This window comes from Paenibacillus humicus NBRC 102415 (genome assembly GCF_004000905.1).
GTDB classification, from domain to species: Bacteria; Bacillota; Bacilli; order Paenibacillales; family Paenibacillaceae; genus Paenibacillus_O; species Paenibacillus_O humicus.
Genome location: NZ_BIMD01000040.1, coordinates 35,196 through 47,265, shown reverse-complemented (window position 1 = coordinate 47,265; position 12,070 = coordinate 35,196). Strand labels below are relative to the sequence as shown.

Sequence of the window (12,070 nt, the reverse complement as noted above, 5' to 3'; positions counted from 1 at the left end):
TTGCGCCGCTCGGGCTCGCGCGCCTCCTCGGCCTCGGCCGCCTCCGCCGCGGCCCTATGCTCCGCTTCCGCGGCTGCGGCTGCGGCGGATGCTTCGACACGCCTCCGCTCCACGGACTCCGCCTCGGCAGCCGCACGCCGCGACTGCTCCTCGTACGGCGCCAGCCTGGCCGCTCTCTCCGCCCGCTCCAGCTTCGCCTCCAGCTCCGCCATCTCGCCGCCGCGGCCTTCCAGCTTCGCCGCCATCGCCTCCGCCGCCTCAAGCTCGTCCAGCCTCGCATTGAGACGGGAAGCCTCCGCGAGCTTCGTCCGCTGCGCTTCATAAGCGGCTTCCGCTTCCAGCCGCTCACGCTCCAGCCCCGTTGCCAGGCTGCCGAAATAAACGGCTTCCTCCTCCAGCCCTTCCATCAGGCGCGAAGGAGCCGCATGCTCTTGCGCCAGCAGCTCTTCCAGGCGGCTTCCTTCCCGGACAGGAAGACTCGCGCGCACCTGCTCGCTCATGTACAGCAGCCGCTGACGGTTGTCCTTGGCCGCCTCCCGCAGCTCGCGGCTGCGCCTTGCGAAGCTTTCCTCCAGGCTGCGGTAAAGCCCCGTCTGGAACAGGCGGCGCAAAATTTCTTCCTTGTTCTCGGTGTCGGAGGTCAAAAGCTTGCGGAACTCCCCTTGCGGCAGCATGACGATCTGGATGAACTGGTCGCGGCTGAGGCCGACGATCTCCTCCAGCTTGGCGTCGACCTCCTTGATATGAAAGCGGTCCGTCAGAGGCGCCTCGCCTTCGGCGGTAAGCTCGTACAGCTCCGCCTTGCCGCCCGTCTCGCTCTTGTTGCCGGCCTTGCGATGGGGCATCTGCCTGAATACCCGGTACTTGCGGCCTCGTGCGGCAAATACGAGCTCCACCGACGTCGGCGTATCGTCCCCTGCGAAGTGGCTCCGGAGCATCCTCGCCTCCGCCCGGTCCTCGCCGCTCGCGGTGCCGTAGAGCGCATAACAGACCGCATCGAACACCGTCGTCTTGCCCGCTCCCGTCTGTCCGGAGATGACGAACAGGCCGCGCTCGCGCAGCGGCTCGAAATCGATCGCCTCCCCGTTCCGGTAGGGCCCGAAAGCAGTCAAAACCAGTCTGATCGGCCTCATCGCCCCGCCCCCTCTTCCTGCAGCACTTCGGCATAGACCCGCCCGAACAGCTCTCTCTTTTCCTTGCTGAGCTCGGCGCCCTTCACTTCACGGTAAAAGGCATCGAACAGATCGACCGGATCGCGGTCGCGGCGGGCTTTCGCCCCTTCCGGTCCATCCCCAGGCTCCGGCGGAAGCAGGCCTGCGGCCGGCCTCCTCTCGACATGGAGAGCGTTAGGGTAGACGGAACGGACTTTCTCCATCGGAAAAAGAACCGGATTCTCGTCCAGCAGCGTAACGAACACATAATCCCCGCTCGGCTCGTGGCTCTGCTCGATCTCGCGGATAGAAGCCGCCACCCTCCGCATGTCCCGGCGGGCGTACAGCGGCCGGAAGCCGGCGGAAGCCTGTCCCGCTCCGTCGAGCTCAACGAGGAAAAAGCCTTTGCGGTGATGCTCCTCGGACACCGAGTATTTGAGCGGCGAACCCGCGTAGCGGACGTTCTCCCTTTCCACCCAATGGGCCTGATGCAAATGGCCGAGCGCCGTGTAATGGAACGGGCGGAAATATTCCGCCTTGACATGCTCCGCCCCTCCGATCGAGAGCGGCCGCTCCGATTCGCTTGTGTTCGCCTCCGGCACGCCGCCGGGAGTGACGAACGCATGCCCCACCAATACATGGCGAGCCTGAGGCTCCATTTCAGCCTTGATGCGGTCCGTGATCGCCTTCATGGCGTCGTCGTGGGTGCGGATGTCGTCGTTCCCGAAGGCATGGCGAACCATCGCGGGATCGGCGTAAGGAACCAGATGGAAATGGACCTCGCCATGCTCGTCGGACAGGACGACGGGCCCGCTGTCCGCCTTCAGCGCCCCGGCGAGATGCAAGCCCCGGCGGGACATCATGCGGGTGCCGAAGCTGATCCGGTCCGGACTGTCATGATTGCCGGAGATGGCGAGCACGGGCGTGTCCAGCTCGATGACGAGGCGGTAAAGCGTCTCGTCGAGCAGCTCCACCGCCTCGGTAGGCGGCACGGCGCGGTCGTACAGATCGCCGGCGATGACGACGGCATCCGGCCGCTCCTCTTCCACCGCGCGCACAAGCTGCTCCAGGACATGCCGCTGGTCCTCCGTCATATAGACTCCCTGAACGAGCTTGCCGAGATGCCAGTCTGCCGTATGTAGGAATTTCACCGCTTACCGCTTCCTTTCTATGTCGCGAACGCCGGGCGATCCGGCCGTCCCCGCGCCTTCGGATTCTATCACGCTATGACTCTATCAATGAACATATGTTCTTATACAGTAGCATTAGCCATCCTCAAAGACAACCCCTGCGGAAGCTGCAAATGTACCCATTCCAGCCCTATGGAGAAGCTGAAATCGCGCCGCCGGAACGGACTCTCCCTTCGCGGGTGAAAACCATCCGATCCATTCCGCGCAAAAAGGCGGCGCCTGCGGCGCCGCCTTGCTGCAAAAAGCAGCCCTCGTTGATCGCATGCCCGGAAAGCAAGCTTTGTCAGAACCTGCAACCTGCAAAATTCGATGATCCCAAGATCTACAAGCTATGGACCTCGAAAATCGCAAACTTCAAGTAATGCCCTTCCGCAACGCCGAGCAGCTGCGGGTGGTCCTTGCCCGCCGCCCTCCATTCCACCAGCTTGAGCGACTTGCCCGCATCCGCCGCCGCTTCGAGGATCGTCTCCAGGAACAGCTCCGGCTTCATATGGTAGGAGCAGCTCGCCGTGACGAGATAACCGCCCTCGTTGACAAGCTTCATGCCGTGCAGGTTGATATCCTTGTAGCCTCGGCATGCGCCCTCGACCGCGCCTTTCGTCTTGGCGAAAGCCGGAGGATCGAGAACGACCACATCCCAGGTCCGCCCTTCCCCTCCCAGCTTCTTGGACGTGTCGACGGCCTTCCCTCCGGAGGCGCGCGCCGTCCGCTCCTCCAGTCCCTTCACCTGCTGGCGCAAATATTGGAACGCGTCGTCCACGACGAATTCAACCCGGTCGGTGAAGCCGTTCCGTTCCACATTGCGCTTGGCCGTATCGATCGCATGCTCGGAGACGTCCAGGCAGGTGACTTTTTTCGCCCCGTATTTGCAGGCATGCAGCGTGAAGCTGCCGGTGTGGGCAAAACATTCCAGCACGGTCGCCCCGTCCCAAAGCGGGTAGGTGACGGCTTTGCCGCTTTTGTTGACCGGAACGAGTACGGTGCCGGGCTCGGAGGCCGATGGACCGGATGCCGGCGCGGCCAGCCGCGCTTCCTCAGGCAGCTCGTCCACTGGACGCGGCTGAAGCGTGATGCCGCTGCGCTTGCCCCAGCCTTTCATGAGAGGCTCGATGGCAGCCCGGTTCTCCCGCTGATCGTAGAAATAGCCCGTCTTTTGCCCCTGGGCGATATCGACCTCCATGAGAAGGCCGTTCTCCGTAATTTCCACGATGGATGGGCAATCGCCGTAAAGGACGCCCGTCCGCTCCTCCAAGCCTTCGAGGCGACGCACGCCGACGTCGCTGCGCTCATAGATGCCTCGCGGACGGAATACTTCGACGAGCGCGGCGACGATGGCTTCGCGCTTCAGATCCAGCCCAAGAGTCAGAATCTGGACGACGAGAACGTCCGCGAACCGGTCGACGACAAGTCCGGGCACATAATCGGCCTCTCCATAGACGAGTCGGCAGTCCGCATCCGCAACGAAGCGCTCCCGGTACTCCTTGGCGCGGCTGAACTTCTCCGCAAAGAAAGCCTGATCCAGCTCCTGCTCCGGCTGACGGGAAACGATTCTCACGCGGATCTGCGACTGGGGATTCCAGTATCCCGAGGCGATATACCTGCCGTTCGAGGCGTGCACGTCCACCATCGCTCCCGGCTCCGCCTCGCCCTCCATCCGCTCGACTTCTCCGGCGTAGACCCAGGGATGCCCCTGCTCCAGCCTTCTCGTTTTTTTCTTGACCAATACAGCCTTGGCTCTGCTCACGCTATCATCCTTCCATTGTCCAGGCAGACCGTCACGGTTCGGCCTGCTTGTCATTCTTGTCCGCTGCGAATCATAGATTAGGATAGGGAAATCGGGGTTTAAAGGCGCGCTAACGTCTTCGGAGAAAAGCGCTTCATAGCACGCACCCTGTGTCCTGTTCCTCCAGACCCTTCCATCTGCTTCGCCGGCTTGTTGCCTCTACAATTCATCTTAAATAAATGTGGGATAGATCCACCCTGCCGCTACTGCCCGTCCAACGGCAGCTGCTGGTCCAGGAGCTTCCCGGAATCGCCGCACAAAAAGGAGACCTTCATCATGCTCACTGCCATTGTGCTTCCGGCCGCGTTCGGCTTCGCCGTCTTCATGCTCGGCATGAAGCTGATGGAAGCGGCGCTCCACCGCGCAGCCGGACGCTGGCTTCAAGCTGCGATCGAGCGCTTCACACGCACGCCTCTGCACGGCCTCCTGACCGGCGCGGCGGCGAGCGCGGTGCTGCAAAGCAGCACCGCCGTCACCGTCATCGCCATCGGCATGGTCAACGCCGGCGTCATGGCCTTTCCCCGAACGATCGGAATCGTGCTCGGCACCAACATCGGCACCTGCCTGACGACCGAGCTGATCGGCCTTGATCTGGACCGGCTCGCCGGCCCGCTGCTGCTGCTCGCCCTGGCCGGATGGCTGCTGACCGCCCTGCTCGGCGAAATGAGCTCCTCGGCAGGCCTTCGCAGGCAGCGCTGGCTTCGCCCTCTGCGCAGCGCTTCGCTCGTCCTGGGCGGCTTCGCTCTTATTCTCTCCGGCATCGCCGTCATGAAATCGATCGGCGACGCCGTTCAGAACAGCCTATTCTTCCACTGGTTCATGGACCGGTCGGGGGACAGCCTTCTCTGGGGACTGCTGGCAGGGGCAGCCTTGACCGCGGCCGTCCACAGCAGCGCCGCCGTCATCGGAATGGCGATGACCCTCGCCGCATCGGGCGTGCTTCCCATGGAGCTGGGCGTCGCCATCGTGCTCGGAGCCAACGTCGGCACCTGCCTCACCGCCGTGCTCGCCTCCATCGGCGGCACCCGGGCAGGAGCCAAGGTGGCCTGGTTCCACGTCGCGCTCAATGTCGGCGGAGCGCTGCTGTTCCTGCCCTTCACGGGCTGGCTAGCCGCCGCCTCCGCCTGGTTCGGCGGCGGCCCCGCTTCGCAGCTCGCCCATGCCCAGACGCTGTTCAACGTCCTCTGCTCGCTGATCGTGCTGCCGCTCTGCTACATTCCGCGGCTCCGCATTCCGAACAAGAGCCCCGCCCCTAAATAGTAGGGACGGGGCTTCTTGCCTCTGCCTGTCTGGCCGCTTGAAAACTGTCAGCCGGGAACTCCCGAGAGCGGCGCCTCAGCGACTCGCTTCTTTGCCGCTTAGACCAGCCGTCCGACTGGGCAATCCGCTTCTTCGGCGCTTAGACGAGGCCACGCTTTAGCGATCCGTCTCTTCGGCGCTTAGGCCGAGCAGCCGGAGCGCGCCCGCGACGATCCGATCGTTGTTGTCGTAGCCGGATTGGCGCTGCTTGCGCCATGCCTCCTCGGGCTCGAACCAGTCGACGCCGCGTATTTCCTCCACCTGGGCATGAAGAGTACCGCCCGTCGCTTCCACGAGGTAATAGTGGACTTCCTTGTCCACGACGCCTTTCGTCTCGTGGCGGTACTGGTATTTGATCTGGGCGATCGGCTCGATGATGCGGCCTTCCATCCCCGTTTCTTCGACGATTTCGCGCAGGGCGGTTTGCTCCACCGTTTCTCCGGGCTCCATTTTCCCTTTGGGAAGGGATACTTTGCCGTAACGGTCCTGGATCAGTTGAATTTGCAGCCCATTTTCCGGCGTCCGTCTGTACACGACCCCGCCTGCTGAAATTTCCTTCATGCGCTCCTTATCCTCCCGATAATGATTTCCGTTGTCCACGATGAGTCCGCCGCCGGAGCCTGATCAGGCTCCGGCTTTTTCCGTCAGGCTCGGCGCTTCTTCCTGGACGCTGACAAGAACTCCGCGGCTCTCGTTGACTCCGGCTTCCGTGATCCGCACGCGGCACAGCTTGCCGACAAGCGCTTCGGAGCCTTCGAATACGACCTGGATGTAGTTGTCCGAGTAGCCCATGATCAGTCCCGCTCCCGCCGAGCCTTTGTGCTCGCGCTCCGGAATGACCTCCAGGACATGGCCGACGTGCTTTTCCGCATAAGCCAGCTGGAGAGATTCCGACAGGTCGATCAGCTTATGGACGCGCTCGTTTTTGATTTCCTCGTCGACCTGGTCTTCCATGCGCGCGGCAGGAGTGCCGGTCCGTTTGGAATAAGGGAACACATGCATTTCGGAGAAGCCAAGCTCCTTCATGTACCGGTAGCCCGCCTCGAACTGCTCCTGACTCTCGCCCGGGAACCCGACGATGACGTCCGTCGTGATCGCCACGCCCGGCATCGCTTCATGCAGGCGCTTGATCGTCGCCGCGAACTCTTCGGTCGTGTACTTGCGGCGCATGCGCTTCAGCACGGTATCGTCGCCGGCCTGCAGCGGAACATGGAGATGGCGGCACATCTTGGAGGATTTGTTGAGCACTTCGATCATGTCCTCGTCGATCTGGCTCGCCTCGATCGAGCTGATGCGGATGCGCTCGAGACCGTCGACCTTGTCCAGATCCCACAGCAGGTCGGACAGCTTGTAGTTGTCCAGATCGTCGCCGTAGCCTCCGGTATGGATGCCGGTCAGGACGATTTCCTTGAAGCCGGACGCGACCAGGCTGCGGGCCTGCTCCACGACGCTCTTGGGATCGCGGCTGCGGGACAGCCCCCGCGACCACGGAATAATGCAGAAGGTGCAGAAGTTGTTGCAGCCTTCCTGGATTTTCAGAAACGCGCGGGTGCGGTCCGCGAAGTCGGGCACGTCCAGCTCCTCGAACTCGCGCGTCTTCATGATGTTGCGCACGGCGTTGACCGGCGTGCGCTCGTCCTGCACCTGACGGATATAGTCCATCAGCTTGTCGCGGTCCTGCGTTCCGATGACGAGATCCACGCCCGGAATGTCCAGAATCTCGGCCGGGGACGTCTGCGCGTAACATCCCGTCACGGCGATGACCGCCTCGGGATTGCGGCGGATGGCGCGGCGGATGATCTGCCGGCTTTTCTTGTCCCCCGTGTTCGTCACGTGGCATGTATTGATGAGGTATACGTCGGCCGTCGTCGTGTCGAAGTCGACCTGCTCGTACCCTTCATTCTTGAACAGCTGCCAGATGGCTTCGGTATCGTAAAAGTTGACTTTGCAGCCCAAGGTGTAGAGTGCGACCGATGGCATCTTCTTCATCTTCCTCCCATTTCGCCGGATTCGTACATCAGGCAGGCCAAGCCTGCCAGAGGTGCCGTCTCCGCTCTTAAAATTCTGCGCCCGAGCCCGGCCGCCAACGCGCCCGCCGCCGCCGCCGCTTCCGCTTCGCGCGGAGAGAAGCCGCCTTCGGGACCGACGACCAGCAGCAGCCGGTGCGCCTTGTCCGCCGTCAGCCTGCCCGCCTCGCGGGCTTGCCTGATGCGGTCCGCAAGACCGGTCAGCCCGCCCGGCTCATGTCCTTCCGCTTCATAGCAGAACAGCACGAGGTCGTAATCGGCAAAAGCCGCCAGCAGCTCTTTCCAGGCATGGACCTCATGGACGGCCGGCAGCCGGCTGCGATGGGCCTGCTCCGCCGCTTCCTTGGCGATCCTGCCCCAGCGCTCCAGCCGCTTGGCTTCCTTGCGGGCGTCGTACTGGACGACCATCCGCTCGCACTGGAACGGCAGAAATCCGGCCGCTCCGATCTCCGTTCCCTTCTGGATGACAAGCTCCATCTTGTCGCCCTTCGGAAGGCCTTGGGCGACCGTGACCTGCCAGAGCGGCTCCCGGTCCATCGGAAGCCTTTCGGCGATGTCGCCTCTGACTAGGGACGGATCGACATCCGTCAGGACGATGCGGGCTTCACGCTGCGCGCCGTCGCTGGCGATGATCTCGTCTCCCGGTTTCATCCGCATGACTCTCGCGATATGATGGGCGTCCTCGCCGCTTAAGGTGACGCCGTTGTCGCCGAACTGCTCCGGCGTTATAAAGTAACGCTGCATAGTGGGCCAAACTCCTGTTTTTAAAAGTCATCCTCCATCATACACGTTTTGAGGCGGGAAATCTATTCGGCCCCACGGATCCCGGCCGCACGGCGGCATAAAAAAAGCCCGCGCCATGGAAGCGCGGACTTGAATTTATCCAAAGAACAAGGGCGTGAAGAGGCGAAGGAAAAACAAGTGCAGATCGCCGACCAGAGCCAGATAGGGACGAATGGTCGCATTGCTAAGCGCCGGTATGAACACGAGCAGCAGGAAAACCAGGACTCCCCACTGAGAATACTGATCCAGCAGAATCCGAGAGCGGCGAGGCAGCAGCTCGTACAGAATCCGGTAGCCGTCCAGCGGAGGCAGCGGAATCAGGTTGAACAGGAACAGCATGCCGTTCAGATAGATGAAATATTTGAAGAAAACGTTCAGGGCATCGATGTAGCGCAGAGGCGTGTCATTCAGAATGCCCGAGAAATTGAGAGCCGACACGATGAACACTCCGATCGCCATCAGCAGAAGGTTGCTGAGCGGTCCGACAAGGGAGACGACGATGCTCATCAGCCGCGGCCGCTTGAAGCGGGAGCTCATGACCGGCACCGGCTTGGCCCAGCCGAAGCCCGCGATCAGGATCAGGAACATGCCGAAAAAATCGATATGGGAAGCCGGATTGAGCGTAACCCGGCCCTGCTTGTAGGCGGTGTCGTCTCCGAATTTGTACGCCGAGTAGGCATGGGCGAACTCGTGGAGAGTAAAGGCGATGATCAGGACAAGCAGGACAAAGGGAAGCTCGGCGACAGGGTAAGCGAGAAGATTGTCCAACCCCTCCATGGCTTACCGCTCCCCTTCTGGCTTGGCGGCCACGAAGGCGATCCATTTGTCCTCGCGGACGCGGTCGACGATCTCGAAGCCGGATGCCAGAAGCCCGGTTTCGACGGCCTGCTCCTTGTTCTCGTAGATGCCCGACGCGATATAGATGCCGCCCGGCTTCAGCGCCTCGTAGACGTCATCGATGAACAGCAGGATGATCTCCGCGAGAATGTTGGCGACGACCAGATCGCAAGGCGCCTCGACCCGCAGCGGGCCGGCCTGCTCCATCGCTTCGGCCAGCTGCTCCCTGGCCTCGTCCTCGGCCGCGTTGGCGGTGCCGTTCCAGCCGGCGCCCTCTCCCGCACTGCGGCTGATGACGCCGAGCAGGTCGCTTTGCAGCACCTGGATGACGTCGTCCATGCCGTTCAGACGGGCATTTTCCTTGGCGCTGGATACAGCGACCGGGTCGAGATCGACAGCCAGCACGCTGGATGCGCCCAGCAGGACGGCCCCGATGGCCAATATGCCGGAGCCGGTGCCGACGTCGATGACCTCGTCCCCCTCGCGGATCGCCGATTCAAGCGCGCGCAGGCATAGGGAGGTCGTCGGATGGGTGCCGGTGCCGAATGCCATGCCGGGATCAAGCTCGATGATGCGCTCGTCCCCGGAACCCTCGTACGGCTCCCAGGTCGGCTTGATCGTCAGCCTTTCGGTGACCCGGATCGGCTTGAAATACTGCTTCCAGGCCGTCGCCCAGTCGTCCTCGTCCACCGTGACGACGGCGATTTCGTATGTACCGGGATTGATGTCGTAGTCCTTCAGCTCCTCGATCCGGGGACGGATGGCGGCCACATGGGCGTCCATGTCCTCGTCTTCGCTGAAGTAGCCCTTGATGACGGCGTCTCCCTCGGCGATATCGTTGAGCGGCAGCTCGTACCATTGGCCGAACGACTCGTCGCGCCGCCTGTTCAAGGAGCCGGATTCTTCGATGGAAACTCCGCCTGCGCCCTGTTCATGCAAAAAGTTGGAAATCATCTCCACCGCTTCCTCGGTGGTCGAGATCGTAAGTTCATGATATTTCATCTTCGCATAAGCCCCCTCGCTTGCTATCCCGTCTATTCTACAACAGATGCGATAGGCGGCACAAAACCTCCGTTTCGGGAAAGGCCGGGCTTTCCACCTGCCTGAATAAGGATTAAAATGGAAATCGAAGCCGGCTGCCCGAAGACGGAATCCAGTCTTGCAGCATCGGACAGACAACCATGCATCCTTAGCGAGGTGAATCGAGTGGAATGGAACGAACCGCAGCTGATCCCTTTGGACCGGTTCAGAGAGCTGAGACACCGGTCTCCCGTGGAGCGATTCGAAGGGGAGGGTTATACCGGCTGGAGGCTTTTCGGTTACGACGAGGTCAAGACCGCCTTTACGGATTATGAGCGCTTCTCCTCCCAAGGAGAGCACAACCCGGACGACCCGATCGATTCCAGCATTCTCAGGCAGGATCCGCCGAAGCATCGCCAGCTTCGAATGCTCGTGTCCAAAGCCTTCACTCCGCGTGTCATCGAATCGATGGAGCCCGCCATCCGCAAGCTCGCGGAACAATTGCTCGACAAGGCGGCAGCGAAGCCCGTCTTCGATGTCCTGGAAGACCTGGCCAGCCCGCTGCCCATCTCCGTCATCGCCCGCATGCTGGGCATCCCGGAGGGCGACCTCAGCCGCTTCAAGCAATGGTCGGAGGATCTGGTCGGAACGAACCAAGAGCGCTACGTCCAATGCCAGCGCGAGATGAGCCCTTACTTCTCGGCTGTCGCCGCCGAGCGGAGGCTCGAGCCGCGTGACGATCTCATCAGCAATCTCGTCCATGCCAAGGTAGACGGAGAGCAGCTGAGCGAGATCGAGCTGATCGGCTTCTGCATCCTGCTGCTCGTCGCCGGCAACGAGACGACGACCAACCTGATCGCCTCGATCTTCCTGTGCCTCGACAGCCTGCCCGAAGTACGCGAGGAGCTGATTGCCGACCGCACGCTCATTCCTTCCGCCATCGAGGAGGTGTTCCGCTACTTCTCGCCGGTGCAGATGATGTTCCGGTCGGTGAAGCGGGATACCGAGCTCGGGGGAATGGCCATGAAAGCCGGCGATCCCGTCTTCCTCTATATCGCCTCGGCCAACCATGACGAGAAGGCATTTCCGGAGCCGGAGCGCTTCGACATCCGCCGCTCGCCCAATGCCCATGTCGGGCTCGGCAGCGGCATCCACTACTGCCTTGGAGCCCAGCTTGCCCGGCTGGAATCCCGCATCGTCCTGGAAACCTTGCTTGAGCGCTATCCCCGGTTCAGCCGCGACCGCTCCGTGCCGCTGGAGAGGATCGAGAGCAACCTGATGTTCGGACTGCGGCGGCTGCCGGTCTTTTTGAACGGATAGCGGGATCGTGCAGTCTCATGCAGCTTCAAATTCGACAGAATGCGGCACGCCTTGCCTCGAAAAGCAATCCAAACAGCCCGGAAGCCTTCCGCTTCCGGGCTGTTTTTTCGAAGGCTGGCGGCCCGGCAGTCGCGATCCGGCCGCAAGCCTTGCACCGGTGCCGAAGATGCATCGGCTTCGCATCGGCGTCACAGCTTGCAAGCTCCTGCCGGGCGGCGGCTTATTGCTCCACCGTGCCCCCGGCTCCGGAGATGACCGCCAGCGCCTGGCCGGCCCGGCTGTCGTCCACGACGGCGGTGAGGATGCCGTCCTCGCCTTCGCGGATTTCCGCCGCGCGGAGCATCTCCAGCTTGCGGAGCGCTTCCCGGATTCCCTCCGGCGACGTAAAAGCTGCCTGTATTTCCATGATGCTGCCCCTCCTCCCGTGGCGTTCGTATGAAATGGCCTCTTCTAGGTTGCGCCTTTGCCTTGGCGATATTCACGGAATTATCGTCAAACCGTCTGAGCCGCAGAGACGGGTGCAGGCTCGTCTCCCTTGCAGGGCAGGATCGGCCTGGCGCAGCTGCGGAGGACGAAGCTCAAACGGAGCTTCCTGAGGGTGCGGACTTGAAACCTGGAATTCCGAAGGAAGCAGGTCGAGACGGCTTTTCCGGCTCATTC

The 12,070-nt window shown here is 62.2% G+C and carries 11 protein-coding genes; 2 read left to right on the top strand and 9 right to left on the bottom strand.

What is annotated here, in order from left to right; genetic code table 11:
• The 3 genes from PHU01S_RS19825 to PHU01S_RS19815 all read right to left on the bottom strand — a co-directional run.
• Positions 1-1,133: AAA family ATPase (locus PHU01S_RS19825; protein WP_164763131.1), on the bottom strand; the 1,133-nt coding region annotated here is incomplete at its 3' end.
• Positions 1,130-2,302, bottom strand: a complete 1,173-nt coding sequence (locus tag PHU01S_RS19820; RefSeq protein WP_048749508.1) for an exonuclease SbcCD subunit D — start codon at positions 2,300-2,302, stop codon at positions 1,130-1,132. The genes PHU01S_RS19820 and PHU01S_RS19825, both read right to left, overlap by 4 nt.
• Positions 2,303-2,663: 361 nt before the next feature.
• Positions 2,664-4,085, bottom strand: coding sequence for a class I SAM-dependent rRNA methyltransferase (locus tag PHU01S_RS19815; RefSeq protein WP_246029291.1), 1,422 nt, complete (start codon positions 4,083-4,085; stop codon positions 2,664-2,666).
• Between the two features lie 315 nt (positions 4,086-4,400).
• Between PHU01S_RS19815 and PHU01S_RS19810 the strand changes: the two genes are divergently transcribed.
• Positions 4,401-5,384, top strand: a complete 984-nt coding sequence (locus PHU01S_RS19810; RefSeq protein ID WP_048749512.1) for a Na/Pi cotransporter family protein — start codon at positions 4,401-4,403, stop codon at positions 5,382-5,384.
• Between the two features lie 156 nt (positions 5,385-5,540).
• On the opposite strand, the gene PHU01S_RS19805 is transcribed toward PHU01S_RS19810, so the two are convergent.
• The 5 genes from PHU01S_RS19805 to prmA form a co-directional block, all read right to left on the bottom strand.
• Positions 5,541-5,984: an NUDIX hydrolase gene (locus PHU01S_RS19805; RefSeq protein ID WP_048749514.1), complete on the bottom strand. Its 444-nt coding sequence runs from the start codon at positions 5,982-5,984 to the stop codon at positions 5,541-5,543.
• A gap of 63 nt (positions 5,985-6,047) precedes the next feature.
• On the bottom strand, positions 6,048-7,403 hold the full coding sequence (gene mtaB / locus PHU01S_RS19800; RefSeq protein ID WP_048749517.1) for a tRNA (N(6)-L-threonylcarbamoyladenosine(37)-C(2))-methylthiotransferase MtaB: 1,356 nt from the start codon (positions 7,401-7,403) through the stop codon (positions 6,048-6,050).
• 5 nt (positions 7,404-7,408) lie between these two features.
• A complete protein-coding gene (locus tag PHU01S_RS19795; RefSeq protein ID WP_049867691.1) occupies positions 7,409-8,194 on the bottom strand; it encodes an RsmE family RNA methyltransferase in 786 nt (261 codons plus the stop codon).
• Positions 8,195-8,329: 135 nt separating this feature from the next.
• On the bottom strand, positions 8,330-9,010 hold the full coding sequence (locus PHU01S_RS19790; RefSeq protein WP_021882391.1) for a site-2 protease family protein: 681 nt from the start codon (positions 9,008-9,010) through the stop codon (positions 8,330-8,332).
• A gap of 3 nt (positions 9,011-9,013) precedes the next feature.
• Positions 9,014-10,072 carry a 50S ribosomal protein L11 methyltransferase gene (gene prmA, locus PHU01S_RS19785; protein ID WP_127509486.1) on the bottom strand — a complete coding sequence of 353 codons (1,059 nt, stop codon included), beginning with the start codon at positions 10,070-10,072 and terminating at the stop codon, positions 9,014-9,016.
• Positions 10,073-10,306: 234 nt separating this feature from the next.
• On the opposite strand from prmA, the gene PHU01S_RS19780 reads away from it, so the two are divergent.
• Positions 10,307-11,410, top strand: coding sequence for a cytochrome P450 (locus tag PHU01S_RS19780; protein ID WP_246029290.1), 1,104 nt, complete (start codon positions 10,307-10,309; stop codon positions 11,408-11,410).
• A 220-nt stretch (positions 11,411-11,630) separates the two neighbouring features.
• Here PHU01S_RS19780 and PHU01S_RS19775 read toward each other — a convergent pair whose 3' ends face one another.
• A complete protein-coding gene (locus PHU01S_RS19775; protein ID WP_048746687.1) occupies positions 11,631-11,816 on the bottom strand; it encodes a hypothetical protein in 186 nt (61 codons plus the stop codon).
• Between the last annotated feature and the right edge of the window lie 254 nt (positions 11,817-12,070).

What these genes read in the sequence shown, in the direction of transcription:
- PHU01S_RS19810 (WP_048749512.1), top strand. Translation starts at nt 4,401, where the DNA reads ATGCTCACTGCCATTGTGCTTCCGGCCGCGTTCGGCTTCGCCGTCTTC.
- PHU01S_RS19805 (WP_048749514.1), bottom strand. Translation starts at nt 5,984, where the DNA reads ATGAAGGAAATTTCAGCAGGCGGGGTCGTGTACAGACGGACGCCGGAA.
- mtaB (WP_048749517.1), bottom strand. Translation starts at nt 7,403, where the DNA reads ATGCCATCGGTCGCACTCTACACCTTGGGCTGCAAAGTCAACTTTTAC.
- PHU01S_RS19795 (WP_049867691.1), bottom strand. Translation starts at nt 8,194, where the DNA reads ATGCAGCGTTACTTTATAACGCCGGAGCAGTTCGGCGACAACGGCGTC.
- PHU01S_RS19790 (WP_021882391.1), bottom strand. Translation starts at nt 9,010, where the DNA reads ATGGAGGGGTTGGACAATCTTCTCGCTTACCCTGTCGCCGAGCTTCCC.
- prmA (WP_127509486.1), bottom strand. Translation starts at nt 10,072, where the DNA reads ATGAAATATCATGAACTTACGATCTCGACCACCGAGGAAGCGGTGGAG.
- PHU01S_RS19775 (WP_048746687.1), bottom strand. Translation starts at nt 11,816, where the DNA reads ATGGAAATACAGGCAGCTTTTACGTCGCCGGAGGGAATCCGGGAAGCG.